This is a genomic window from Pseudomonas putida, assembly GCA_041879295.1.
Classification (GTDB): Bacteria; Pseudomonadota; Gammaproteobacteria; order Pseudomonadales; family Pseudomonadaceae; genus Aquipseudomonas; species Aquipseudomonas putida_Y.
In genome coordinates this window covers 2,571,253-2,593,628 of sequence record CP047152.1, presented here as the reverse complement: position 1 = coordinate 2,593,628, position 22,376 = coordinate 2,571,253, and the positions used below count along the sequence as shown (strand labels likewise).

Below are 22,376 nucleotides of genomic sequence, written 5' to 3'. Positions count from 1 at the left end.
TTACAACCCCAGCCTCAACGCCTCCCCCACCCCCGCTCCACGCACATCGTCCGCTGCGCTGACCAAGGCAAAGTTATAAGCCCCATGCGACCAGTACCGCGCCTCCAACTGGCCATCGACCCGTTGCCCGTCCGGCATGCGCCGATAAAGGTCGCCCGGCGAGCGCAGGAACAGGCTGATGCGCTGGCCCTTGCCATCCTCGAACACCAGCAGCGCCGCCGGCCCTTGCTCGTTGCTGAGCAAGCGCGCGCCCACTGGCTTGAAGCCGTAGCCGGCCAGGTCCGGTAACTGGCCCACCCGGCTGAAGTGGCGCCCCAGCCAGTCGCGCAGCTGCCCAGGATCACTGGCCTGGATATCCAGTGCTTCACTGCCGGCGAACAAACGGTGCGCCTGAACAGCATCAGCCATGGGCAGGTCGGCTCGTGCAAGGGTTGCATCGCGCACTTGCCAGCCGCCCAAGCCCCCCACACCCAACGCCAGCATCACCACCGCCGCCGCAGCCCAGCGTCGCTGCCGACGCTGGCGCAATTGCCGACGCAACTGGCCAAGGTCCAACTGCGCCGCACCGGGCATTTCGCCCAATCCGGCCAGCGCTGCACGCAGCCGCCGGGCATCGGCGCGCCAGCCTTCCACCCGTGCCGCAGCTTGCGGGTTGGCCGCCAGCCAGGCCTGCACCTCGGCCCGGCGCACAGGTTCCAGGCGCTCATCGACGTAAGCGTGCAATTCATCATCGCTGGGGATAAGGCGCGTCATTTCAGTCTCCGCAAGGCCGGGGGCTGGGGGTTGCCCTCGGTCAGTTCGCGCAAGGCATTGCGCGCGCGCGAAAGGCGCGACATCACAGTGCCGATGGGGATGCCCAAAGCCTGGGCGGCCTCCTTGTAACTCAAGCCTTCGATGCTGACCAGCAGCAACAAGGCACGCTGCTCCGCCGACAGCCGGGCAAAGGCCTGCAGATCAGCCTGGGCCAGGACGATGGCTTCGATGTTGTCACCCGCCGGCTCTTCGTCGCGCTCGTTGCGGCCGAACCAGGACAGCCAGCGCGCATGCAAGCGCTCGCGGCGCTTACCGTCGAGGAACTGTCGATAAAGGATGGTGAACAGCCAGGCACGCAGAGCATCGGCGTCGCGCTGCTGGTCGCGGCGGCTCAGGGCCCGCTCGACCGTCGCCTGTACCAGGTCGTCGGCGCTGCCCGGCTCGCGGGTCAGCCACACGGCAAAGCGGCGCAGGCGGGCCAGCAGCTCGCGCCACTGGTGGTCGTCCAAATCGTGCATGGTCAGGTACCGGCCTCTGGGGTTGTCAGTGTAAAGGGCAGACGCCTCTGAACAAATTCTATTCCCGATGAGGGAATAACTTTTTCCCTGCCCCGTCGTACTGGCACCTTCACTGAACCGGACAATGACCATGAACACACCCTTGCACGGCCCGGCCAAAGCCTTGCGCCTGGCCGCCATTGGCGGCGTGATGCTGGCCGCAGGTGCCGGCTTTGCCTATGCCGCCGGCTGGCTCGGCGAACCCCGACTGACGCCACAGCGCATCATCGACACCTTCGAAGCCCAGGCCGGGCATTACCCCGGCTATCGCAAGAACCACGCCAAGGGCTTGTGCGTGAGCGGCTACTTCCAGGCCAGCGGGCAGGCCGCCAACCTGTCCACGGCGCGCGCCTTCAGCCAGCAACGGGTGCCGGTGGTGGGCCGTTTTGCCATCGGCGGTGCCAACCCGTTCGCCCCGGATACCGCTATACCCGTTCGCAGCCTGGCGATTCAGCTAAGCACCGACGACGGTCAGGTCTGGCGGACGGGCATGAACAACCCACCGGTGCTGGCAGTCAGCACGCCGCAAGCTTTCTACCAGCAAGTACTGGCGAGCACACCAGACCCGGCTACCGGCAAACCGGACCCTGGCAAGCTGCAGGCGTTCTTTGCCGCCCACCCGGAAAGCGCGGCGTTTCGCCAATGGGCGGCGGGCTACAAACCCAGCGACAGCTTCGCCAACACGCAATACCACAGTATCAATGCCTTCCGCCTGATCGACGCAGCTGGCGCGGCCCACCCGGTGCGTTGGCAGCTTGAGCCACAAACTGCATTTGCGGCATTGCCCACCCAGGTTGATGACAAGCAATTCCTGCAACACGACTTGCAGCAACGCCTTGCCCAAGGCCCGTTGCGCTGGAAGCTGCGTCTGGTGCTGGCCGAACCGGGCGACGCCGTGGACGACCCTGCCCGGCCGTGGCCCACCGAGCGGCGTAGCGTGGACGCCGGCACCCTGGTGCTGGAACAGGTAGACGCCCCCGAGCAAGGGGCCTGCCGCGACCTCAACTTCGACCCGCTGATCCTGCCGCGCGGTATAGAGGCATCGGCCGATCCGATCCTCGCCGCCCGCTCGGCCGCCTATTCGGAATCGTTCAACCGCCGTAGCCGCGAATCGCTCAGCACCGGAGCCAAGCCATGAAACCTGAAGCCTTCCACCCTTTTGCCCGTTTGCTGCATTGGCTGATGGCCGTGCTGATACTGGCCATGTTGTTCATCGGTGTGAGCATGGTCGCCGACCTGTCGCTACGCCACCCGGTGCTGATCAGCCTGCACAAGGCCACCGGCCTGGCCCTGCTGGTGCTGGTGGTGCTGCGCATTGCTGCGCGCCTGACCCTACCTCATCCGCCCCTGCCGAACGACCTGCCAAAACTGCAGCGCTGGACCGCCGGAGCCTCGCATCTGCTGCTCTATGGCCTGATGCTGGCCATGCCGCTGCTGGGCTGGGCCATGCTGTCGGCCGGCGATTACCCGCGCCCGCTCGGCTTGCCCGCCATTGCCCCCCACAACCTTCAACTGTATGCCGTGTTGCGCCAGGCCCATGGCTGGGCGGGCTACCTGCTGTTCGCCACGGTGCTGGTGCATGTGGGTGCAGCCTTGATGCACGCGTGGGTGCGCCGCGACGGTGTGTTGCGTAGCATGTGGCCTGGCCCCCTGCGCCGCAGTGATTGAGCTGCAGCAGCCCAGGGATTCGACACTCGATAATAGTTCTTAATAATATCGGCTTTTATTTGCCGCACTGCCCTGGACCGCTCATGAACGTCGCAAAGGATCCTGCAACCCTTCTGCCTGCCAGCACCCTGGACTTGCGCCCGCTGCTGCTGGCCAACATGGCCTGCACCATGTCGATGATGGCCTTCGTCGCCCTGATCGGCCCGATAGCCCGCCAGCTTGGCATGGCCACCTGGCAAGCCGGCGCCGCCATAACCGTGGCCGGCGTGGTCTGGGTGCTGCTGGCCCGGCCCTGGGGGCGCGCGGCAGACCGCCTGGGCCGTCGGCGCATCCTGCTGCTGGGCAGCGCCGGCTTTACCCTGGCTTACTGGCTGCTGTGCCTGTTCGTCGAAGGCGCACTGCGCTGGCTGCCGGGGGCAACCTTGGCGTTCATCGGCCTTATGATCGCGCGCGGTTGCATCGGCGCCTTCTATGCCGCCATCCCGGTAGGCTGCAATGCGCTGATCGCCGACCATGTCGAGCCGCAACGCCGGGCGCGGGCCATGGCCTCACTGGGGGCGGCCAACGCCGTCGGCCTGGTGGTCGGGCCAGCACTGGCCGCACTGCTGGCGCGTCACAGCCTGAGCCTGCCGTTCCATATCATGTCGCTGCTGCCGGCCACTGCCTTCCTCGTGCTGTTTTTTACCCTCAAACCACAGGCGCTGCCGCACAGCCACGCCCCCAGTCCGGTGCGGCTGAACGACCCGCGCCTGCGCCGGCCGCTGCTGGTGGCATTCAGCGCCATGCTCAGTGTGACCGTGTCGCAGATCATCGTCGGTTTCTTTGCCCTTGACCGCTTGCATCTGGGCCCTGCCGAAGCCGCCCAGGCGGCTGGCATCGCCCTGACCACCGTGGGTGTGGCACTGATGCTGGCACAGGTGATCCTGCGCCAACTGGAGTGGCCACCGCTGAAGATGATCCGGGTGGGTGCCACGGTATCGGCACTGGGCTTTGCCTGTGGCTCACTGGCCACCACGGCCCCCTGGCTGTGGGCTTGCTATTTTGTTGCGGCAGCGGGCATGGGCTTCGTGTTCCCGGCGTTTTCGGCACTGGCGGCCAATGCCATGCAGGCCTCCGAACAAGGCGCCACAGCCGGCTCCATTGGCGCCGCCCAAGGCATGGGCGCGGTGATCGGGCCGCTCGCCGGTACCTTGGTGTATGCCCTTGATCCACGCTTGCCATTCTTGGCCGTGGCCGTGCTGTTGCTGCTGGTCGGGCTGTGGCCAATGCCGCGTGAGCAGCGGGTTTGAGAAGCACAGCGCGCAAGGGCGCAGAGTGTGTTTTAATGCGCATCGCTCATTATTATTGACACCTCTGATTACAAGGCGGCTATGGACACGGGGACGCGACTCAAACTGGTGCGTGAACGCAACAACCTCTCCCAACGGGAATTGGCCCGCCGCAGCGGGCTGACCAATTCGACGATCTCGCAGATCGAGCAGAATCGCGTCAGCCCTTCGGTCAGCTCCCTGAAAAAACTGCTCGAGGGCATTCCCATGAGCCTGGCGGAGTTTTTCAGCTTCGACGAGCCGGTGCGTGAGGAACGCTACGTATTCCGTGGTGGCGAACAACCCGACCTGGGCCGCAATGGCCTGCGCATGCTGCTGGTCGGCGCCAGCGTCGAAGGCCGGCAGATGCGCATGCTGCGTGAGCTGTACGCACCCGGCGCCGACTCTGGCGAGCCGATCGTGCATGCTGAAGGCGAAGAATGCGGGCTGGTCACCCGTGGTACCGTCGAGCTGTGGGTCGACGGCCAGGTCAGCGTGCTCAACTCGGGCGACGGTTACTACATCCCCACGACCCTGCCGCACAGTTTCAAGAACATCGGCCCGGATGAGGCCGAGATCATCAGCGCCAACACGCCGGCGAATTTCTGATCTTGATCCACAGACGTTCACTGAGCGCCCGGGATGTCTACCAGTGCCTGCGCAATGTGGCGCTTGGCGTGCATCACCTTGAGGTGGTTGCACGCCGCGAGGGCGGCTTGGTCGATGTCGGTATCCAGGGCTGGCAACTGACATTGGCCCTGGATACTGAGGGCTTGGCGCATTGCGTTCATTGCCATGCCCCCGGCGGCGAACAGGCCGGGCTCGAGCACTGGCAGCGCTATGGCACCAACCCCACCGACCTGCTCAGCCTGTGGGAGCGCACTCAGCTGGAGAGGCTGTTGGCGCTCTGACGCAGCGCCTCCTCGACAAAGTCCAGGCGGTCCTGGCCGAAGAACATCCCATCACCGACAAAACAGGTGGGCGCGCCAAACACCCCGCGCGCCACAGCGGCCTCGGTCGCCTGCTTTAGCGCGGCTTTTACTTCGCTGTCAGCGGCCAGGGCATGAAAAACCTGCGGGTCGAAGCCTGCCTGCGCGAGTGTTTCATTCAGCACAGCGCTGTCGCTCAGGTTGCGGCGCTGTACCCACAGCCCGGTGAACAGCACCGTTAGCAATGCCTCGAACCGATCCGGTGAATGCAACTGGGTACCCGTCACGCCACGCATCAAAGTCAGGGTATTGACCGGGAAGCCCGGCGGCATCCCGAACGGCACTCCATAGCGTTCGGCAAAGCGGGCCAGGTCGGTGAACATGTAGCGCCCTTTGGCCGGGATCATGGCCGGCGAAGCATTGCCGGTAGCCTGGAAAACCCCGCCAAGCAGCATTGGCCGGTAGTGCAGCGCGGCCCCCTGGCGGGCGCACAGGTTCGGCAGTTGGGTCCAGGCCAGGTAGCTGGCTGGGCTGCCCAGGTCAAAAAAGAAATCGACAGACGTGTGCATGGTTACGGTCCTTGCGAGTTAACGGGGGTTTACCAGCGTTCCATCCAGGGGCGCAGGTCCAGCTCGAAGGTCCAGGCGTCGCGGGGCTGGGCGTGCAGGAACCAGTAACTGTCGGCAATGTGCGCCGGGTCAAGGATGCCATCCTGGTCCTTGAGGGCATAGCGCTCGGGGAAGCTGTCGCGGATGAAGGCCGTGTCGATGGCACCGTCCACCACCACATGGGCGACATGGATGTTGCGTGGCCCCAACTCGCGCGCCATGCTCTGTGCCAAGGCACGCAAGCCATGCTTGGCCCCGGCGAAAGCGGCAAAACCGGCTGCACCGCGAGTGCCGGCTGTAGCACCGGTGAACAGGAGGGTGCCACGCTCACGCTGAACCATGCGCCGGGCCACCGCCTGCGCGGTGAGGAAACCGGCAAAGCAGGCCATTTCCCAGATCTTGAAGTACTTGCGCGGGGTTTCCTCGAGGATGCTGCACGGTACATTCGCACCGATATTGAAGACAAATGCCTCAATCGGGCCTATATCACGCTCGATAGTCTCCACCAGCGCGGCCACCTCCTCTTCCTTGCGCGCATCAGAGCCAAAACCGTAGGCCCGGCCGCCAGCGGCCTGTATTTCCTCCAGCAGCGGCTGCAGTTTGTCGGCCTGGCGCCGGGTTACGCAGGCAATGTAACCCTCACGCGCAAAGCGCTTGGCGATTTCGCCCCCAGTGGCGTCGCCCGCCCCGATCACCAGCACGACTTTTTGTTGTTCTGACATGCCTGCCTCCATGGGTAAATGATCGTTTAGTAAACGAACGCTATGCTATGATCGCGGTCATCGTCAAGCCTGTCTGTCGAGGCATGTGAATGCGCTATTCCAACGAACACAAACAGCAAACCCGCGAACGGCTGCTGGCCAGCAGCGGCGCGCTGGCCAAGCGCGGGGGGTTTGCCAGTACCGGCGTGGCCGGGCTGATGAAAGCGATCGGCCTGACCGGCGGTGCCTTCTACAACCACTTCCCGTCCAAGGACGACCTGTTTACCGAGGTGGTACGCCAGGAGCTGAGCAACAGCCCCCTGATACGCCTGGCCTGCCAGGGCGCCAACCGCGAACGCCTTGGCCGCTGCCTGCAGCAGTACCTGAGCCTGGCCCACCTGCGCAATGCCGAAGGTGGATGCCCATTGCCGCCGTTGGGTGTGGAAATCGCCCGGGCCGACACACCGGTGCGTGAAGTGGCGGAGCACTGGCTGGTAGAACTGCACCAGGCCTGGAGCACAACCCTGGAGGATGAGCAACTGGCCTGGGTGCTGATCAGCCAGTGCGTAGGGGCATTGCTGGTCGGGCGCATGCTGGCCAGTGAAAGCGTGCAAGCGCAAGTACTGGGCGCCAGCCGCCAGTTTGTCGAACAGGCCCTGCATGAGGCGGATTAGTGCGCTGCTGGGGTTGCTGCTGGCCCTGCCAGCGCATGCCGAACAGGCCTGCCCGCCCGGGCAGTATCAGGTGTGCCTGATGGGCTGTTTCTGCGCCCCGATCGACCCAGGCCAGGCCGGGCAGATCCTCAAGGATGTGGAGGTCATGGCCTCGTCCAGCCTGACCTACGCCTTGCGCCAGGCCCGTGACGAAGCCACGGCCAGCGGTGTGCAGCCGATTCCGTTGCATATCCGGGCGCAGCTTGAACCTTGGTATGACTTTGCCGTGCTCGACGCGGCGCGCTTTCGGGTGGGGGATGAGCAACAAATGAGCGCAGCCAATGCGCTATTGCAGAACCCCGATGTGAACGCCGTTACACTGATCGACACGATCATCTTCCGCCGGGCCGCCGATGCCGAGGACAACGTTGCCTTGTGGGCGCACGAGCTCAAGCATGTGCAGCAGTATCAGGAACTGGGCGTGGAGGAGTTTGCCCGACGCTATACGCGCAACTTCGACGACCTGGAGGGGCCGGCCTACAAGATCGAGGCCGAAGTCGGCAAGGCGCTGCGCGAGCGTCGTTCAGGCCAGGCCCGCTGATCGCTGCCATTGCGCTCCTGCATGGGAGCGCGAAGGCGTTCAGGACACCGCCGAGGCTTCCACCGCCTGGTCACGGCTGGCATAGCGCTGCGCCAGCACAGCACACACCATCAGCTGTATCTGGTGGAACAGCATTAGCGGCAAGATCATCGCGCCAATGCCACTGCCCACGAACAACACCTGGGCCATGGGCACCCCCGTGGCCAGGCTTTTCTTGGAGCCGGCAAACAGGATGGTGATGCGATCCTCAAGGTCGAAGCCCAGCGCCTTGCCAAGCATGCGTGTGCCAAACAGCACCACTGCCAGCAGAATTGCGCACACCACGAACAACCCCGCCAGGTGCTGCGGCGATACGGTGTGCCACAGCCCGGTAACCACGGCCTCACTGAAGGCGGTGTACACCACCAGCAGGATCGAACCCTGGTCCACCACCTTGAGCCAGCGCGCATTGCGCTTGACCCAGGCACCGATCCAGCGCCGCGCGATCTGCCCGGCAACGAACGGCACCAGCAGCTGCAAAGTGATCTTCAATACCGCATCCAGACCGGACCCCGTATCACCACTGGCACCCAGCAACAACATCACCAGCAACGGTGTGAGGAAGATACCCAGCAGGCTGGAGGCCGCCGCGCTGCAGATGGCCGCTGGCACGTTACCGCGGGCCAGCGAAGTAAAGGCAATGGCCGACTGCACGGTGGCAGGCAAGGCACACAGGTACAGGATGCCAAGGTAAAGCTCGTTACCCACCAGCGGTACGAACAGAGGTTTGAACGCCAGGCCCAGCAGTGGGAACAATACGAAAGTACAGGAGAACACCAGTAGGTGCAGGCGCCAGTGCCCGGCACCGGTAATGATGGCTTCACGCGACAGTTTGGCGCCATGCAGGAAGAACAACAGGCCAATGGCCAGGTTGGTCAGCCAGCCGAAATATACCGCGCCATCGCCCGAGCAAGGCAGCACGGTGGCGATGAGTACCACACCGAGCAAGGCCAGGGTGAAATTGTCAAATAACATGCGCAAATACTTCATCACTGTATCCATCTTGTCATGGTGGCTGGGCAGACGATAAGTTCTTTGGCTCTCCGTCGCTAACGCCGGAACCCCGAGTGATATCGCTCAACGGACACGCTCCACAAAAGGACCCACCATGTTCCGCCCACGTCTGGCTGTACTTGCAGCCGCCATCACCCTCGCTTTTGGCCATACCAGCGCCCAGGCCGACGACCAGTTACAGGCCAAGGTCGACCAGATCATCCGCCCGCTCATGCAGGAACAAGGCATCACCGGCATGGCTGTGGCCATCTATGCACGCGACCACGCGCATTACTTCAGCTACGGCGTGGCCAGCAAGGCCGACAACGTACCGGTGAGCCGCGATACGCTGTTCGAGATTGGTTCGCTGAGCAAGACCTACACTGCCACACTGGCCGCGCTTGCCAGCGCCGAGGGCAAGCTTGACCTCCAGGCCCCGGCCAAGCGCTACCACCCGGCACTGGCCGGCGCCCCCATCGGCGACGCAACGGTGCTGGAACTGGGCGCCTATAGCGCCGACTGCCTGCCACTGCAGTTCCCCGAATCTGTGCAAACGCCGCAACAGGTAGTCGATTTCTTCCGCCACTGGCAACCTCGCGCCAAACCCGGCACCCAGCGCTGCTACTCGAACCCCAGCCTGGGCTTGTTCGGTGACCTTGCCGCCCGTGCGCAGCACCAACCGTTTTCCACGCTGATGAATGAGGGCCTGCTGACGAAGATGGGCCTGAAAAATACCTACCTTCAGGTTCCGGCCAGCGCCCAGGGCCTTTATGCCCAAGGGTATGACGCCGCCGACAAGCCGGTGCGCATGGGTCCGGGCCCTTACGCCGACGAGGCCTACGGCATCAAAACCAGCGCCAGCGACCTGCTGCGCTATGTGCGCCTGCACATGCAGCCGCAGGGCCTGCCGCCGGCCTTGGTGAAAGCCACCGCCATTACCCAGCAAGGCTATTTCCAGGTCGGCGCCATGACGCAAGGCCTGGGCTGGGAACGCTACCCCTACCCGGTCACGCTGCGCACACTGATCGATGGCAACAGCTCGCTGCTGATCCGTGAACCGCAGGCAACCACTCGCTTGCAGCCGGCCCTGCCCGCGCTACCGGCAGCCTGGTACAACAAGACTGGTTCCACCAATGGCTTCGGCGCGTATGCCGCGTTTGTACCCGCAGAACAGCTGGCAGTCGTGTTGCTGGCCAATCGGAATTACCCCAACCAAGCGCGGGTGCAAGCCGCCTTCGACATCCTTTCCGGCTTGTGACGCGAGCTGTGATTGTCGGACAAAACGACAGAATGTAGTGAGCAAAAAAAATCACTACAAAACGGTTGACGCCGTTCATCGCCCTTGGGCATGATGAAGCCGTCTCCCCGATCGGGAGCGGTGGCAAGGGTGTTCCAGACGGCCTGCGCGGTAACGCAGGCCGTCCGTGGAGAGGGAAACTGTCCAAAAGGCAGCGTGAGAAAGCCCCTGTTGCGATGCTGCTGTAGCAGCCTTGGTAGTGCGCTACACCGTGATAGCGCCAACTGTGAAAATCACCTATGAATGGGTAATGGGGGCTTTATGATGAACTTGAACAACAATCCGACTATCGACCAATTGGCCCAGCTGTTTGCCGTGCGCAAGGACAGCCTTGACGACCATCTGCTGTGGGTTAGCCAAACCGGTGAAGTGCGCCTCGACCGCCTGCCACCGAACACCGTCGAAGATGAATTTGAAGAGCACCTGCCCAGCATGCGTGCCCGCTTCAAGGTCTACCGCCGTGGCCAAGGCTACGTCGGCAAGAAAGCCGCCGCAGACACCGAATTCGTCGGCCGCGTGCTGCAGACCCTGCAACAAGAATGGCCCGCTGCCCGTGAGCAGCAGGCAGTCAAGGTGATCGAACCGCTGAATTGAGGGTTCGCACCCTTACCAAAGCCCGGCCCGCACAGGCCGGGCTTTTTCATGCCTGGCGCCGCTGCAAGCGGGTTTCCGGCAAAGGCAAGGCGCCCGTTGCCATCGCCCTGGCGCGGTCGACACCCCACACCAGCGCACGGGTCATGGTCTCGCCCGGCAGCGCCGGGTAATACTCTTCCAGCACCGCCCGCCCATCCCCGGCGTACACCCCCAGAAACAACTGCGTCGCCCCCAGGCGCGACAAGCGCACCTGCACGTCCAGTGTGGTGCCGTCGCTGAGTGCTTCGTCGTGGCAGCGGCTGTGCAACTGTGCGTCGGCCCACTGCCAATAGGTTTCTTCCCTGACTCGCATGAGCATTCAATCCTCCGTCGCTGGAATGCCGCGCCAGAAAACCACAGGCCGGGCCATCCGGCGAGCGCTACCGGGCAATACCATGAGGCGGATCAACGAATGGCAATAAAAACCCCGCCGTTGGGCGGGGGGCGTGTGCAGGCGCGGGCTCACTTCTTGATCGGTACCCGCGGCATGAAGCGGCCTTTTTTGCTGCGCTGCAAATGTGCAGGCTGGAGCTGTTCGGAATCATCCAGCGTCATGTGGGCGAAACCCAGGCGAAATGCCGCCTGGCCGCAACGCACCTGGCTGTTGATAGGGAACGCATCGTTCAGGTCTTCGAAAAAGGATTCGCTCATGCCCAGTGTCCCTCCGGTGGCGGTCGCGCCGGCAACCAGACAAGTTGCCCAGGAAACGCGGCCTGTGAGAGTGAGACTAGCTGGTCATTTGCGGACCGACCGGACAAGAACCTTGTAGCCGACCAGTGGCAGAAGGCTTTACCTCAGGCGTACTGCTGTGCCGGTAGCAAATACCACGACCATGCCACCCTGTACCGACGGCATGCTGATCTCAAAGTCCACCCCCACTACCGCATCGGCTTGCAACTGTCGTGCCCGGGCCTTGAGTTCTTCAGTGGCCTGCTCCCGGGCCTCGCGCAACGCGCTTTCCAGGGTTTGCGAACGACCGCCGAAGAAGTCGCGAAACCGTGTAAAGAAATCGCGCACGAAGTTGATGCCCTGCACCGATTCGGAACTGACCACGCCCAGGTATTCGGCAATCGGGCGGCCTTCGAGCTGGCTGGTGGTGGAAATGATCATGGATGCGCTCCGTTGGCCTGACAAAAAGAGGCCGATTCTAACAGAGCGCAGCTCAGCAGATTTAAGCGCCTACGCGTTGGCAGCTCGCAAGCGCTGACCGATGCGCGCACCGAATACATTCACCAGCAGCCCGGCCATCACCAGCAATGCGCCCCAGCCCTGAGTGGCGGTCAGGCGCTCTCCCAGCAGCAAAGCCGACGAACTCAGGCCAATCACCGGTACCAGCAGCGAGAACGGCGCCACCTTGCCTGCCGGGTGACGCGACAGCAACTTGCTCCACAGGCTGTAGCCGAGCATGGTGGCCACAAAGGCCAGATACGCCAGGGCCAGCACCGAACTCCAACTGATATTGGCCAAGGCATGGCCAATGCGGTCGGGGCCTTCCAGCCACCAGGACAGTGCCAGGAATGGCAGTGGCGGTATCAGCCCACCCCAGATCACCAACGCGACCAGGTCGACCGAGCCGAACCGCCGGGTAATGATGTTCCCCAGGCCCCACATTGCACCGCCACACAGGGTCAGCACCAACGCCAGCATGGGCACATGGCCGCCGTCTTCGCTGCCGATCAGTGCCAGGCCGCCGGCCGCCACCAGCAGCCCCAGCACGCTGGCCAGGCGCAGCCGCTCACCGAGAAACAACGCAGCAAAACCGAGGGTGAAGAAAGCTTGCGACTGCAGGATCAACGAAGCCAACCCTGGCGGCATGCCGCTGTACATGGCCTGAAACAGGAACGCGAACTGGCCCAGTGAAATGGTCGCACCGTAAGCGATCAGCCAGCGCCATGGCAGTTTGGGCCGTCTGACCAGCAAGATCGCCGGGAACGCCACCAGCAAGAAACGCAATGCCCCCAGCAGCATCGGCGGCAGCCCGTCGAGGCCAACCTTGATGACCACAAAGTTGACTCCCCAGGCGACAATCACCACCAGGGCGATAAGCAGGTCCTTGAGTGGCATTGCGACTTCCTTCTGCAGGCTTTTTTAGACATATTTCGTTACAGCATAAAGGCATTCCATAAAAACGGACCAGCACAGTTGAAACCAATGGTTGCACTACAGTGACTGTTCCGTCCGCCCGCTGTCGGCTGGACGTCAACGTTGCCAAATCAAAGAACAGGTTCAATCCTGATAACCAGGTGCCACCTTTTCCAGCATTCGCAACAATGCCGCCCACGCCAATTGCAGCGCATCCGGGTCGGTCAGTTCCCCCTGCTTCAAGCCTCTCCCCGGCGCGTTGAACTGCCGCTCGGTATGCCTGCACACTTCAGTCGACGGCAATATCAGTTGCCCAGCACTCTGCGCCGCCAATTGGATCTCGCAAGCCTTTTCCAGGTAGTACATGCGCAGGAAGGCTTCAGCCACACTGCGTCCCGTGGTCAACAGCCCATGGTTGCGCAGAATCATCACCGGCTTGTTGCCCAGGTCAGCCACCAGCCGTTGCTGTTCATCCATGTCCAGCGCAATGCCCTCGTAGCCGTGGTAAGCCACATTGCCGTAAAACTCCATGGACATCTGGTTGATCGGCAGCAAGCCACACTCCAGTGCGGCCACCGCGCAACCTGCTCGGGTGTGGGTGTGCAGCACGCACCGGGCATCCTCGCGGGCAGCGTGAATGGCACTGTGAATGACGAACCCGGCCGGGTTGACTGGATGACGGGCAGCGCCCACCGGCCGCCCTTGCAGGTCGATCTTCACCAGACTGGAAGCTGTAATCTCATCGAAGAGCAGGCCATAAGGGTTGATCAGGAAATGGTGCTCCGGCCCAGGCAGACGCAGGGAGATATGCGTGAAGATCAGATCGCTCATGCGAAAATGCGCGATCAGCCGGTAGCAGGCAGCCAGCTCCCGACGCAGGCTTTGTTCCGTTGCAGTCATCTTGTTTTCCTTTACCGAACGCTATTTGCTGGCCCAGGCGTTGAAGCGCTGCTCCAGTTCTTCGCCATGATCGACCCAGAATTCCACGTTCATGGCCAGCGCCCCTTGCAGGTTCTGTGGCGAAGTGGGTACCCAGTTGGCCAGCGCCGGGTCAAGCCTGGCTGCGGCCTGGGTATTGGTCGGCCCATAGGGTATCTGCTGCACATACCGCACCTGGGTATCCGGCTGATTGGCATAGGCAATCAGCCGCTTGGCCTGGTCGACATGCCGCGAGCCTTTGATGATCGCCCAATAGTCCATACCGTACAGGCTGCCAGGCCATACCACAGCCAACGGGCTGCCCTGCTGCGCCGCCACCGCAATTCGTCCGCTGTAGGTGGAGGTCATCACCACGTCGCCGGCTGCCAGCCATTGCGCGGGTTGAGCGCCGGCGTCCCACCACTGGATATGGGGCTTGAGTTCGCTGAGTTTGGCGAAGGCCCGCTCGACACCCGCCGGCGTGGACAGCACGCGGTAAACGTCCTCGACCTTGACCCCGTCAGCCAACAGCGCGAATTCCAGGTTGTACACCGCACGCTTGCGCAGGCCGCGCTTGCCTGGGTACTTGTTGATGTCCCAGAAATCGGCCCACGAGGCCGGCGCCTGGGCCAGCTTGTTGCGGTCATAGGCAATAGCCACGCTCCAGACCAGCGCGGCCGAACCACAATCCTGTGCGGCTTCCGGGATCAGTTCGGCTGCATGGCCCAGGCGCTGCCAGTCCAGGTGCTCGTATATCCCCTCGTCGCAGCCGCGCATCAAGTCAGGCCCTTCGATCTGCACCACGTCCCAATCGACGTGGCCGGTGTCAGCCATGACCTGGATCCGTGCCATTTCGCCGTTGTATTCACCCTGGATCAGCTGGCTGCCGTCCTGGGCAATGAAGGGCTTGAAAATTGCCTCATCCTGGGCCTTCTGGCCCGCGCCGCCATAACCGACCACGACCATCTGCTGCGCAGCTTGCGCATTGCCCAGGCCGAGGGCCAGCAAGGCTGCACAAAGGCCGGTCACTCCTGGAAATAGCTGCATCGTAGTTTCCTCCTGCCGGTGCCCGACGGGCCCGTTTTCTTGTTGTTCTGAGGTCACACCCTCGCCATGCGAGTGAGGAAAACCTAGACAGACGCCAGTAAAAAAACAAGTTGATTTTTTACTATTGCTACACTTTTATAAGAAAAAATAACAACCCTGTACCGGAGCCGCGTGATGCAGACCGCCTTCCCTCATCTGTTCGAGCCCTTGCAGATTCGCGGCAAACGTTTGAAGAACCGCATCATGTCCACCGGGCACGACACCTGCCTACCCACCGACAACCTGGTCAACGACAAACTGATCGCCTACCAGCGCGACCGTGCTGCCGGTGGCGTCGGCTTGATCGTGCTGCAGGTCGCCGGGGTGCACGACAGTGCCCGTTACACCTCGCATGTGCTAATGGCCACTGACGATGCCTGCATCGACGGCTACCGCCAGCTTGCCGAGGCCTGCCATGCGCACGGCACCGTGGTGCTGTCGCAACTGTTTCACCCCGGGCGGGAGATCATGGAGTCGGCAGACGGCCTGTTGGCGGTAGCCTACTCGGCCTCTGCGGTGCCCAATGAGCGCTTCCGGGTGATGCCGCGCGCGCTGGACCAGGCAATGATCGACGAAATCGTCCAGGGCTACGCCAGCGCCGCCCGCCGCCTGCACCAGGCCGGGCTGGATGGCGTCGAGGTGGTGGCCAGTCATGGCTACCTGCCCGCGCAGTTTCTCAACCCGCGGGTAAACGTACGCAGTGATGGCTACAACGGCGATCTGGATCAGCGCCTGAGGTTCTTGCGCGAAGTGCTGGCCGCGGTACGTGCCGCCACCGATGAGCAGTTCATCATTGGCCTGCGCATCAGCGCTGACGAGCGTGACAGCCAAGGCCTGAGCGAAGACGAGTCACTGGCTGCTGCCGTGGCCTTGCAGGGCCAGCTCGACTACCTGCATGTCGTCGCCGGCACCTCGGCCTCGCTGGGTGGCGCGGTCCATATCGTCCCGCCAATGGCTATCGAACCCGCGTACCTGGCCCGCGAGGCTGGCACCTTCAAGCGACAGCTGGCTATCCCCCTGTTCGTCACCGGGCGCATCAACCAGCCTCAGGAAGCCGAGCTGATCCTGGCTCGCGGCCAGGCTGATGTGTGCGGCATGACCCGAGCGCTGATCTGCGACCCGTTGATGCCAGTCAAAACCAAACGCGGCCAGGTCGAAGACGTGCGCGCCTGCATCGCCTGCAACCAGGCATGCATCGGCCATTTCCATCGTGGCTTGCCCATTTCCTGCATCCAGCACCCGGAAACCGGCCGAGAGTTACAGTACGGGCACCTTACGCCCACTTCCTCACCCAAGCGCATAATGGTCGCCGGCGGTGGGCCTGCAGGCATGAAGGCCGCGGCCGTGGCCGCTGCGCGCGGGCACCAGGTCACTCTGTACGAGGCGGGTCCGCAGCTCGGTGGGCAGGTGCTGCTCGCCCAGCTGCTGCCACGGCGCAGCGAGTTCGGGGGTGCCAGCACCAACCTGCAACGGGAAATGGCCTTGGCGGGGGTACAAGTGGTGCGCAACACCCGGGTCGACCGCGCACTGGTCGAACGTGAGCGCCCTGATCTGGTCATCGCTGCTACCGGCGCCATCCCCTACTGGCCTGCGTTCGAGCGTACCGGCGAACTTCAGATAGTGGACGCCTGGCAAGTGTTGCGCAACGAGGCGAAACCCGGGCGTTCGGTGCTGGTGATCGACTGGCGCTGTGACTGGATCGGCCCCGGTATCGCCGAACGCCTGGTGCGCGAAGGCCATCAGGTTCAGTTGGCGGTCAACGGCACTCATTGCGGCGAGAGCCTGCCGCTTTATGTACGTGACCAACTGGCCGGCGAGCTGCATCGCCTGGGTATCCCTGTCACCCCATACGCACGCCTTTATGGCTGCGACGACAACACGGTATACCTGCAGCACACCGCCAGCGGCGATCCGATGATCTTCGAAGATATCGACACCCTGGTGCTGTGCATGGGGCATCAACCTCAAGACCGCCTGGCCACTGAACTGGCAGGTGTGGTGGACGTGCGGCGGATTGGCGACTGCCTGGCGCCGCGCACGGCCGAAGAAGCGATTCACGATGGTCTGACGGTTGCCTGGGCACTCTGAGGCTGTACATACTGCGGCTTTTGCGATGGACCGACGTGCATGAGCCAACCCTCCCAGCCTCCCGCCAGCGAACCCGGGGGCGCCGCGCCGCAGTTCCTCGGCACCCGCATCCGCGGCCTGCGCAAGCGCCGCGGCATGACCCTGGCGGAGCTGGCCGCACACAGTGAACTGACCGCAGGCTACATCAGCCAGCTGGAGCGCAACCTCTCCTACCCGTCGATCCCGGCGCTGTTCAACATCGCCCGCAGCCTGGGCGTGACCATCCAGTGGTTCTTCGCCAGCGAGGCCACCACCGCGCCCGAAGACCAAGGCTATGTGGTGCGGCGCAACAGCCGCCTGAGCGTGCATTACGAAGATGGCATCGTCGATCAACTGCTCACCCCCCAGCCCAATCGCCAGCTGGAGATGCTGCACTCACGTTTCCCTCCGGGTACCTACAGCCAGCAAAGTTACAGCCACGACGGTGAAGAAGCCGGTTACCTGCTCAGCGGCACGTTTGAGCTGTGGGTAGGCGAGCGGCATTTCCAACTGAGTGAAGGCGACAGCTTCAGCTTCTCGAGCCAGGAACCTCATCGCTACGGCAACCCCGGTGAAGTAGATGCCGTGGTGATCTGGGTGATCACGCCGCCAACATTCTGAAGCACTCCAGCAAGCACTGGTAACACCGTTGACCGGCAACACGGTCTACCTTGTCCACCGAACTTCTAAGGAGCACAACCATGAAGCAGATCCTGATCATTGGTGCGGGCTTTGCCGGCCTGTGGAGCGCGCTCAGCGCCATCCGCCAGCTTGACCTCAACGCCAGCAAGGACGTCGAGGTCACCTTGCTCGCACCCCAGGCTGAACTGCATGTGCGTCCGCGCTTCTACGAGCCAGACGTGCATACCATGGCCGCACCACTGCAGGCACTGCTCGATGTTGTAAATGTCCGCTTCGTGCCGGGCACGGCATTCCAGATCGATGAAGCGGCCCGCCGCGTGGGCTATCGCACCCGCAGTGGCACTCGGTGCGCCCTGCCCTACGACCGCCTGATCATGGCCTGCGGCAGTGTGCTCGATCGCCCTGACATGGTTGGCATCGAGCATGTCTTCGATGTCGACAAGCTCGACAGTGCCGCACGCCTGGAAAACCACCTGAAGTCGCTGGCCAGCCTGCCGAACACGCCGGCGCGCAATACCGTGGTGGTAGCCGGGGGCGGTTTTACCGGCATCGAAACGGCCACCGAACTGCCGGCCCGCTTGCGCGCGATACTGGGCGAAGACGCCGCGTTGCGCGTAGTGGTAATCGACCGCGGCGCCAGGATTGGCGCAGCCCTGGGTGACGGCATCCGCCCAGCCATCGAGCAGGCGTGCGAGGCCCTGGGCGTGGAGTGGGTTTGCGGTGCCACGGTGGTTTCGGTAGACCCTGCCGGTGTACAGCTGGACAACGGCCAGCGTATCGACGCCAGCACGGTGGTCTGGACTGTTGGCTTCAAGGCCAACCCGCTCACCGAACAGATCAGCGGCGAGCGCGACAACCGCGGCCGTTTGCATGTCGATGGCAACCTGAAGGTCAAGGGCAATGAGGCCGTGTATGCAGCTGGAGACGTGGCTTACGCCACCTGTGACGCGCTTGGCAATCATGCCGTGATGTCGTGCCAGCATGCGATTCCGCTGGGGCGCCATGCGGGCAACAATGCCGCTGCCGAGTTGCTGGGCGTGGCACCGATGGCTTACAGCCAGCCCAAGTACGTGACGTGCCTGGACCTGGGGGCCTGGGGCGCGGTGTACACCGAAGGATGGGACCGTGTGGTTTCGCCACCGGAGGACAAGACCGAAGCCAAGGCGCTGAAGCGCCAGATCAATTCAGTGTGGATTTATCCGCCAGCGGCTGACCGGGCAGCGGCCCTGGCGGCAGCTGATCCGCTTATCCCGGTGGCCTGAACGCTTCTACAGGTTGGAGTGGCCTTGTGCTTCGACAAGGCCACGCCTGCAACCAACCGCTCCCTTGATCAGGCAGCAGCAAACAGCTCGTTGGCGATCTGCGCCTGTGCAGCATCGATCGCCTGGCTGCGCTGCTCCGGGCCATAGGCCAGGCCGTGGGCGCGGACAATTTCCAGGTCGGTAATCCCAATGAAGCCCAGGAACACTTTCAGGAAGTCTTCATGCCCGGCGCCGGTCGGCTGGCCAGCGTGCAGGCCACCCGCGGTGGAAACCAGCACCACTTTCTTGTTGCCGCACAGGCCTTCCGGGCCTGCTTCAGTGTAACGGAATGTCTTGCCGGCGACGGCCACACGGTCAATCCAGGCTTTTAGCTGGGTCGGCACGGTGAAGTTGTACATTGGCGCGCCAATTACCACGGCATCGGCAGCCAGGAACTCTTCGAGCGTCTCTGCGCTGAGCTTGGCTTCGAAAGCCTGGGCCGCGTCGCGTACGTCTTCAGGGGTGCCTGCAGCCACCAGGGTGGCGGCGGAGAAGTGGGCAATGGCATCGGCAGCCAGGTCGCGGTAAATCACTTCAACGCTCGGGTCTGCAGCCTTCCAGGCTTCGACCACTTCACGGCTCAACTGGCGCGAGGCGGAATTGTCGCCCAGGATGCTCGAATCGATGTGCAACAGTTTCATGGGACTCTCCTGTGATTGAAGACCGCATCTGTGGGCGATCACGATGGGGTAGATCCTACCGAAGTGACCAATAGCTGATAAGTAAGCGAAAATGCGTTAGTTTGTCCCGCAGATGGAACAGTGAGACATTCCCATGCAAGACCTCAACGACCTCTTCTATTTCGCGCGCGTCGTCGAAGCCGGCGGATTCGCCGCCGCCGGGCGCCAGCTGGGTATCCCCAAGTCGCGCCTGTCGCGGCGTATCGCCGAGCTTGAAGAGCGCCTGGGCACACGTCTGTTGCAGCGCACCACACGGCAACTCAAGCTCACCGCAGTAGGTGAACGTTACTTGCATCATTGTCAGGCCATGCTGCTGGAGGCCGAAGCCGCCGACGAAACCGTGGCCAGCATGAGCAGTGAGCCGCGCGGGCGTTTACGGGTTTCCTGCCCGGTGGCACTGGCACACGCCTTCCTGCCGGATGTGATCAGCCGCTTTCTTGAGCAGTACCCGCTGGTGCAACTGGACATGGTATTGCTCAACCGCCGGGTCGACCTGATTTCCGAAGGCATTGACGTAGCGTTGCGCGTACGCGACCTGGGCGACGAAGACCCGGCCCTGGTTACCCGCCGCCTGCGCCAGGCACAGATGCAACTGGTGGCCGCGCCCGGCTTTGCCGACCACATTCGCGAACCGGGCGAGTTGGCATCATTGCCAGTGCTGGGCGCAGCCGAAGCAGACCGACTGGTACACTTTCGCTTGATCGGCCCCCATGGCAAGCAGCAGGAAATAGCGCTGGAGCCGCGCTTGGCGATCGATGATTTCGTAGTACGTAATGCAGCTGTACGTGCCGGTCTGGGGTTCACTGCGCTGCCCAGCATGTTTTGTGAAGAGGAACTGGAACGCGGCGAACTGGTGCGCTTGCTGCCAGACTGGTCGCTGCCGGGTGGCTACCTGCAGGCGGTTTACCCACACCGGCGGGGCCTACTGCCTGCGGTCCGGGTGTGGATCGATCACCTGGCGGCGTCATTCGAGGCTTGTGGAGAGCGGTATGTCTGAACGGAAAATGAGCGAAGCCCAGGTGGCGGCATTTTGCCTGAGCCTGCCGGGTGCGCGGGAAGACTACAAATGGGGCGGCATCCGAGTGTTTTCGGTGGCAGAAAACAAGATGTTCGCGGTGCTCGACCTGGCGGGTGCCGGGTTGTCGTTCAAGGTGGCCGACGAGCTGTTTCTGGGTTATTGCGATCGCCCCGGGATACGGCCGGCACCCTACCTGGCGCGGGCGCGATGGGTCAGCATGGCGCCGCCCTACCCCATGGGGCGTGATGAACTGTGTGACCTGTTGCAGCACTCGCACCAGCTGGTAGTGCGTCGGTTGCCCAAGCGATTGCAGACGGGGTTGGTCATGTGATCTGGCTGTACCGGCCCTTTCGCGGCATTACCCGCGAAGAGGCCGGCACAACTGCACATCAACCAAAGGGCAGATAACGCCCCTCAAGAAACAGCCAGTCTGCCCAGAACACCTGATGCACCAGCACAATCCCCCAGCACACCAACTGGAACGAGACCTTGCGGGTCTTGTGCCGAAACAGTTGCTGCGCCAATAACGCCCCCGGCCAACCACCGAGCAGCTCACTGGCATGCAGCACTTTCTCGGGTGTACGCCAGGCCTGCGTACGTGCCTGCTGCTTGTCCTGCCAATACAGCAACAGGCTGATCAGGCTCATAGCCGGGTACAACGCCAACGGCCACCAGGTCTGATCGTTCCAGGCCATGCGCGCCGCCCCCCAACCGGGCAACAGGCAAAGCACGCCCAACAGCAGCAGCTTCAGGCGCACATTGCGCACGCCTTCAGCCCGTTGCCCGCGCATTGCCTCAGCCATGAGCTGTGGACCAGTCAACCCAACCAAACTGCCAGGTCGCCAGAATGAGCAAGCCGAACACAATGCGATACCAGGCAAATGCCGCGTAGCTATGGTTGGCAATGAACTTGAGCAACGCCCGTACGGCGATCATGGCGAAGATGAACGAGGTCACGAAGCCGATCGCAAACACCGGCAGATCGCCGGGCTGGAACAGGTCGCGGTACTTGTAGCCCGAATACACCGCCGCACCGACCATGGTCGGCATTGCCAGGAAGAACGAGAACTCGGTCGCTGCCTTGCGCGACAGGCCGAACAGCAAGCCACCGATAATGGTCGAACCGGAGCGCGACGTGCCCGGGATCATCGCCAGGCACTGGACGAAGCCGATTTTCAGCGCATGGCTCCAGCGCATGTCGTCCACATGGTCTACCTGCACGCGGTGCTCACGGCGCTCGGCCCAGAGCATGATGACGCCACCCACCACCAGTGCCGCCGCCACGGTGACGGGGTTGAACAGGTATTCGTGAATAAGGTCAGCAAAAAGCACACCCAGTACCACCGCCGGCATGAACGCCAACAGCAGGTTGCCCGTGAAGCGGCGCGCCTTGGGCTGGTGGGTCAGGCCGAAGACCACTTCGAAAATCTTGCTGCGAAACTCCCACACCACCGCCAGGATCGCCGCCAACTGAATGATGATATTAAAAGCCATGGCCCGTTCGCCGCCAAAACCGATCAGGTCGGCGACGATAATCTGATGGCCCGTACTGGAGATCGGCAGAAACTCCGTCAGCCCTTCGACCACGCCTAAGATGATTGCCTGGAAGGCAGTCCAAAAATCCATCATTCCCCCGGATGAAGCGCTGCTTGTTGCAGGCCCCTTGTTCTTGATTTGCTTGAGATTGCCGTACATGGCCCGGCTGTTTTACAGCGACTGTTGGGCGCAACGCCAGTGGAAAAGTTCACGCCTGTTAAAGGTTTCATCTTGCGCGGCCGAAATCCTGACAGAGCCCCTTTGCAAT

At 62.9% G+C, this 22,376-nt stretch carries 28 protein-coding genes; 14 read left to right on the top strand and 14 right to left on the bottom strand.

The genetic code is table 11. From position 1 onward, the window contains the following. Both GST84_11750 and GST84_11745 read right to left on the bottom strand, forming a co-directional pair. On the bottom strand, window positions 1–753 hold the full coding sequence (locus tag GST84_11750) for an anti-sigma factor (protein ID XGB13006.1): 753 nt from the start codon (window positions 751–753) through the stop codon (window positions 1–3). Further along, on the bottom strand, window positions 750–1,271 hold the full coding sequence (locus GST84_11745) for a sigma-70 family RNA polymerase sigma factor (GenBank protein ID XGB13005.1): 522 nt from the start codon (window positions 1,269–1,271) through the stop codon (window positions 750–752). The genes GST84_11750 and GST84_11745 overlap by 4 nt, the downstream gene beginning before the upstream one ends. Window positions 1,272–1,395: 124 nt before the next feature. On the opposite strand from GST84_11745, the gene GST84_11740 reads away from it, so the two are divergent. The 5 genes from GST84_11740 to GST84_11720 all read left to right on the top strand — a co-directional run bounded on the left by GST84_11740 (window position 1,396) and on the right by GST84_11720 (window position 5,196). Next, window positions 1,396–2,448 (top strand): catalase, encoded by a 1,053-nt coding sequence (locus tag GST84_11740; GenBank protein XGB13004.1) that lies wholly within the window; start codon window positions 1,396–1,398, stop codon window positions 2,446–2,448. Further along, window positions 2,445–2,978: a cytochrome b gene (locus GST84_11735; protein XGB13003.1), complete on the top strand. Its 534-nt coding sequence runs from the start codon at window positions 2,445–2,447 to the stop codon at window positions 2,976–2,978. The genes GST84_11740 and GST84_11735 overlap by 4 nt, the downstream gene beginning before the upstream one ends. 83 nt (window positions 2,979–3,061) lie before the next feature. After that, window positions 3,062–4,267, top strand: coding sequence for an MFS transporter (locus GST84_11730; protein ID XGB13002.1), 1,206 nt, complete (start codon window positions 3,062–3,064; stop codon window positions 4,265–4,267). An 81-nt stretch (window positions 4,268–4,348) separates the two neighbouring features. Next, a complete protein-coding gene (locus GST84_11725) occupies window positions 4,349–4,894 on the top strand; it encodes a cupin domain-containing protein (GenBank protein XGB13001.1) in 546 nt (181 codons plus the stop codon). Window positions 4,895–4,962: 68 nt separating this feature from the next. Further along, window positions 4,963–5,196, top strand: coding sequence for a hypothetical protein (locus GST84_11720; GenBank protein XGB15752.1), 234 nt, complete (start codon window positions 4,963–4,965; stop codon window positions 5,194–5,196). On the opposite strand, the gene GST84_11715 is transcribed toward GST84_11720, so the two are convergent. Both GST84_11715 and GST84_11710 read right to left on the bottom strand, forming a co-directional pair. Beyond that, on the bottom strand, window positions 5,169–5,783 hold the full coding sequence (locus GST84_11715) for a 2-hydroxychromene-2-carboxylate isomerase (protein ID XGB13000.1): 615 nt from the start codon (window positions 5,781–5,783) through the stop codon (window positions 5,169–5,171). The two genes, GST84_11720 and GST84_11715, sit on opposite strands and share 28 nt — an antisense overlap. Before the next feature lie 29 nt (window positions 5,784–5,812). Then, window positions 5,813–6,544: an SDR family NAD(P)-dependent oxidoreductase gene (locus tag GST84_11710; protein ID XGB12999.1), complete on the bottom strand. Its 732-nt coding sequence runs from the start codon at window positions 6,542–6,544 to the stop codon at window positions 5,813–5,815. Between the two features lie 89 nt (window positions 6,545–6,633). Between GST84_11710 and GST84_11705 the strand changes: the two genes are divergently transcribed. Continuing rightward, window positions 6,634–7,197 (top strand): TetR family transcriptional regulator, encoded by a 564-nt coding sequence (locus GST84_11705; protein ID XGB12998.1) that lies wholly within the window; start codon window positions 6,634–6,636, stop codon window positions 7,195–7,197. Next, window positions 7,184–7,777, top strand: a complete 594-nt coding sequence (locus GST84_11700; GenBank protein ID XGB12997.1) for a DUF4157 domain-containing protein — start codon at window positions 7,184–7,186, stop codon at window positions 7,775–7,777. Before GST84_11705 ends, GST84_11700 begins: the two co-directional genes overlap by 14 nt. A 39-nt stretch (window positions 7,778–7,816) precedes the next feature. Here the strand turns inward: GST84_11700 and GST84_11695 are convergent, their stop codons facing one another. Further along, on the bottom strand, window positions 7,817–8,818 hold the full coding sequence (locus GST84_11695; protein XGB12996.1) for a bile acid:sodium symporter: 1,002 nt from the start codon (window positions 8,816–8,818) through the stop codon (window positions 7,817–7,819). A gap of 106 nt (window positions 8,819–8,924) precedes the next feature. Here GST84_11695 and ampC point away from each other — a divergent pair, with 106 nt between their 5' ends. Both ampC and GST84_11685 read left to right on the top strand, forming a co-directional pair. Further along, complete coding sequence (gene ampC / locus GST84_11690) at window positions 8,925–10,067, top strand: class C beta-lactamase (GenBank protein XGB12995.1); 1,143 nt, start codon at window positions 8,925–8,927, stop codon at window positions 10,065–10,067. A 300-nt stretch (window positions 10,068–10,367) separates the two neighbouring features. Then, window positions 10,368–10,700: a hypothetical protein gene (locus GST84_11685; GenBank protein XGB12994.1), complete on the top strand. Its 333-nt coding sequence runs from the start codon at window positions 10,368–10,370 to the stop codon at window positions 10,698–10,700. A 46-nt stretch (window positions 10,701–10,746) separates the two neighbouring features. On the opposite strand, the gene GST84_11680 is transcribed toward GST84_11685, so the two are convergent. The 6 genes from GST84_11680 to GST84_11655 form a co-directional block, all read right to left on the bottom strand. Continuing rightward, on the bottom strand, window positions 10,747–11,058 hold the full coding sequence (locus GST84_11680; GenBank protein ID XGB12993.1) for a hypothetical protein: 312 nt from the start codon (window positions 11,056–11,058) through the stop codon (window positions 10,747–10,749). A 143-nt stretch (window positions 11,059–11,201) separates the two neighbouring features. After that, window positions 11,202–11,390 (bottom strand): hypothetical protein, encoded by a 189-nt coding sequence (locus GST84_11675; GenBank protein ID XGB12992.1) that lies wholly within the window; start codon window positions 11,388–11,390, stop codon window positions 11,202–11,204. 138 nt (window positions 11,391–11,528) lie between these two features. After that, the gene (locus GST84_11670; protein XGB12991.1) at window positions 11,529–11,849 is read right to left on the bottom strand and encodes a heavy metal-binding domain-containing protein; all 321 of its coding nucleotides are present in this window, start codon (window positions 11,847–11,849) and stop codon (window positions 11,529–11,531) included. Window positions 11,850–11,918: 69 nt separating this feature from the next. Continuing rightward, window positions 11,919–12,803, bottom strand: a complete 885-nt coding sequence (locus tag GST84_11665; protein XGB12990.1) for an EamA family transporter — start codon at window positions 12,801–12,803, stop codon at window positions 11,919–11,921. A 162-nt stretch (window positions 12,804–12,965) separates the two neighbouring features. Next, the gene (locus GST84_11660) at window positions 12,966–13,721 is read right to left on the bottom strand and encodes a class II aldolase/adducin family protein (GenBank protein XGB12989.1); all 756 of its coding nucleotides are present in this window, start codon (window positions 13,719–13,721) and stop codon (window positions 12,966–12,968) included. Between the two features lie 21 nt (window positions 13,722–13,742). Further along, window positions 13,743–14,786, bottom strand: a complete 1,044-nt coding sequence (locus GST84_11655; GenBank protein ID XGB12988.1) for an extracellular solute-binding protein — start codon at window positions 14,784–14,786, stop codon at window positions 13,743–13,745. A 174-nt stretch (window positions 14,787–14,960) separates the two neighbouring features. Here GST84_11655 and GST84_11650 point away from each other — a divergent pair, with 174 nt between their 5' ends. The 3 genes from GST84_11650 (at window position 14,961) to GST84_11640 (ending at window position 18,835) form a co-directional block, all read left to right on the top strand. Further along, the gene (locus tag GST84_11650) at window positions 14,961–16,913 is read left to right on the top strand and encodes an FAD-dependent oxidoreductase (protein XGB12987.1); all 1,953 of its coding nucleotides are present in this window, start codon (window positions 14,961–14,963) and stop codon (window positions 16,911–16,913) included. A 39-nt stretch (window positions 16,914–16,952) separates the two neighbouring features. Next, the gene (locus GST84_11645; protein ID XGB12986.1) at window positions 16,953–17,552 is read left to right on the top strand and encodes a cupin domain-containing protein; all 600 of its coding nucleotides are present in this window, start codon (window positions 16,953–16,955) and stop codon (window positions 17,550–17,552) included. A gap of 80 nt (window positions 17,553–17,632) precedes the next feature. Continuing rightward, window positions 17,633–18,835: an FAD-dependent oxidoreductase gene (locus GST84_11640; protein XGB12985.1), complete on the top strand. Its 1,203-nt coding sequence runs from the start codon at window positions 17,633–17,635 to the stop codon at window positions 18,833–18,835. Between the two features lie 68 nt (window positions 18,836–18,903). Here the strand turns inward: GST84_11640 and GST84_11635 are convergent, their stop codons facing one another. Continuing rightward, window positions 18,904–19,515: an FMN-dependent NADH-azoreductase gene (locus tag GST84_11635; GenBank protein ID XGB12984.1), complete on the bottom strand. Its 612-nt coding sequence runs from the start codon at window positions 19,513–19,515 to the stop codon at window positions 18,904–18,906. A 133-nt stretch (window positions 19,516–19,648) separates the two neighbouring features. Here GST84_11635 and GST84_11630 point away from each other — a divergent pair, with 133 nt between their 5' ends. Together GST84_11630 and GST84_11625 are read left to right on the top strand one after the other, a co-directional pair. Further along, window positions 19,649–20,551, top strand: coding sequence for a LysR family transcriptional regulator (locus GST84_11630; GenBank protein XGB12983.1), 903 nt, complete (start codon window positions 19,649–19,651; stop codon window positions 20,549–20,551). Continuing rightward, on the top strand, window positions 20,544–20,903 hold the full coding sequence (locus tag GST84_11625) for an MmcQ/YjbR family DNA-binding protein (protein ID XGB12982.1): 360 nt from the start codon (window positions 20,544–20,546) through the stop codon (window positions 20,901–20,903). Before GST84_11630 ends, GST84_11625 begins: the two co-directional genes overlap by 8 nt. Window positions 20,904–20,961: 58 nt before the next feature. On the opposite strand, the gene GST84_11620 is transcribed toward GST84_11625, so the two are convergent. Continuing rightward, complete coding sequence (locus tag GST84_11620) at window positions 20,962–21,375, bottom strand: DUF1294 domain-containing protein (GenBank protein XGB12981.1); 414 nt, start codon at window positions 21,373–21,375, stop codon at window positions 20,962–20,964. Then, entirely contained in the window at window positions 21,368–22,198 is an 831-nt protein-coding gene (locus GST84_11615; GenBank protein XGB12980.1) for an undecaprenyl-diphosphate phosphatase, read from the bottom strand. Before GST84_11615 ends, GST84_11620 begins: the two co-directional genes overlap by 8 nt. Between the last annotated feature and the right edge of the window lie 178 nt (window positions 22,199–22,376).

Coding starts and splice junctions, on each gene's coding strand:
- GST84_11750 (XGB13006.1), bottom strand. CDS start 753: ATGACGCGCCTTATCCCCAGCGATGATGAATTGCACGCTTACGTCGAT.
- GST84_11745 (XGB13005.1), bottom strand. CDS start 1,271: ATGCACGATTTGGACGACCACCAGTGGCGCGAGCTGCTGGCCCGCCTG.
- GST84_11740 (XGB13004.1), top strand. CDS start 1,396: ATGACCATGAACACACCCTTGCACGGCCCGGCCAAAGCCTTGCGCCTG.
- GST84_11735 (XGB13003.1), top strand. CDS start 2,445: ATGAAACCTGAAGCCTTCCACCCTTTTGCCCGTTTGCTGCATTGGCTG.
- GST84_11730 (XGB13002.1), top strand. CDS start 3,062: ATGAACGTCGCAAAGGATCCTGCAACCCTTCTGCCTGCCAGCACCCTG.
- GST84_11725 (XGB13001.1), top strand. CDS start 4,349: ATGGACACGGGGACGCGACTCAAACTGGTGCGTGAACGCAACAACCTC.
- GST84_11715 (XGB13000.1), bottom strand. CDS start 5,783: ATGCACACGTCTGTCGATTTCTTTTTTGACCTGGGCAGCCCAGCCAGC.
- GST84_11710 (XGB12999.1), bottom strand. CDS start 6,544: ATGTCAGAACAACAAAAAGTCGTGCTGGTGATCGGGGCGGGCGACGCC.
- GST84_11705 (XGB12998.1), top strand. CDS start 6,634: ATGCGCTATTCCAACGAACACAAACAGCAAACCCGCGAACGGCTGCTG.
- GST84_11700 (XGB12997.1), top strand. CDS start 7,184: ATGAGGCGGATTAGTGCGCTGCTGGGGTTGCTGCTGGCCCTGCCAGCG.
- GST84_11695 (XGB12996.1), bottom strand. CDS start 8,818: ATGGATACAGTGATGAAGTATTTGCGCATGTTATTTGACAATTTCACC.
- ampC (XGB12995.1), top strand. CDS start 8,925: ATGTTCCGCCCACGTCTGGCTGTACTTGCAGCCGCCATCACCCTCGCT.
- GST84_11685 (XGB12994.1), top strand. CDS start 10,368: ATGATGAACTTGAACAACAATCCGACTATCGACCAATTGGCCCAGCTG.
- GST84_11680 (XGB12993.1), bottom strand. CDS start 11,058: ATGCTCATGCGAGTCAGGGAAGAAACCTATTGGCAGTGGGCCGACGCA.
- GST84_11675 (XGB12992.1), bottom strand. CDS start 11,390: ATGAGCGAATCCTTTTTCGAAGACCTGAACGATGCGTTCCCTATCAAC.
- GST84_11670 (XGB12991.1), bottom strand. CDS start 11,849: ATGATCATTTCCACCACCAGCCAGCTCGAAGGCCGCCCGATTGCCGAA.
- GST84_11665 (XGB12990.1), bottom strand. CDS start 12,803: ATGCCACTCAAGGACCTGCTTATCGCCCTGGTGGTGATTGTCGCCTGG.
- GST84_11660 (XGB12989.1), bottom strand. CDS start 13,721: ATGACTGCAACGGAACAAAGCCTGCGTCGGGAGCTGGCTGCCTGCTAC.
- GST84_11655 (XGB12988.1), bottom strand. CDS start 14,786: ATGCAGCTATTTCCAGGAGTGACCGGCCTTTGTGCAGCCTTGCTGGCC.
- GST84_11650 (XGB12987.1), top strand. CDS start 14,961: ATGCAGACCGCCTTCCCTCATCTGTTCGAGCCCTTGCAGATTCGCGGC.
- GST84_11645 (XGB12986.1), top strand. CDS start 16,953: ATGAGCCAACCCTCCCAGCCTCCCGCCAGCGAACCCGGGGGCGCCGCG.
- GST84_11640 (XGB12985.1), top strand. CDS start 17,633: ATGAAGCAGATCCTGATCATTGGTGCGGGCTTTGCCGGCCTGTGGAGC.
- GST84_11635 (XGB12984.1), bottom strand. CDS start 19,515: ATGAAACTGTTGCACATCGATTCGAGCATCCTGGGCGACAATTCCGCC.
- GST84_11630 (XGB12983.1), top strand. CDS start 19,649: ATGCAAGACCTCAACGACCTCTTCTATTTCGCGCGCGTCGTCGAAGCC.
- GST84_11625 (XGB12982.1), top strand. CDS start 20,544: ATGTCTGAACGGAAAATGAGCGAAGCCCAGGTGGCGGCATTTTGCCTG.
- GST84_11620 (XGB12981.1), bottom strand. CDS start 21,375: ATGGCTGAGGCAATGCGCGGGCAACGGGCTGAAGGCGTGCGCAATGTG.
- GST84_11615 (XGB12980.1), bottom strand. CDS start 22,198: ATGGATTTTTGGACTGCCTTCCAGGCAATCATCTTAGGCGTGGTCGAA.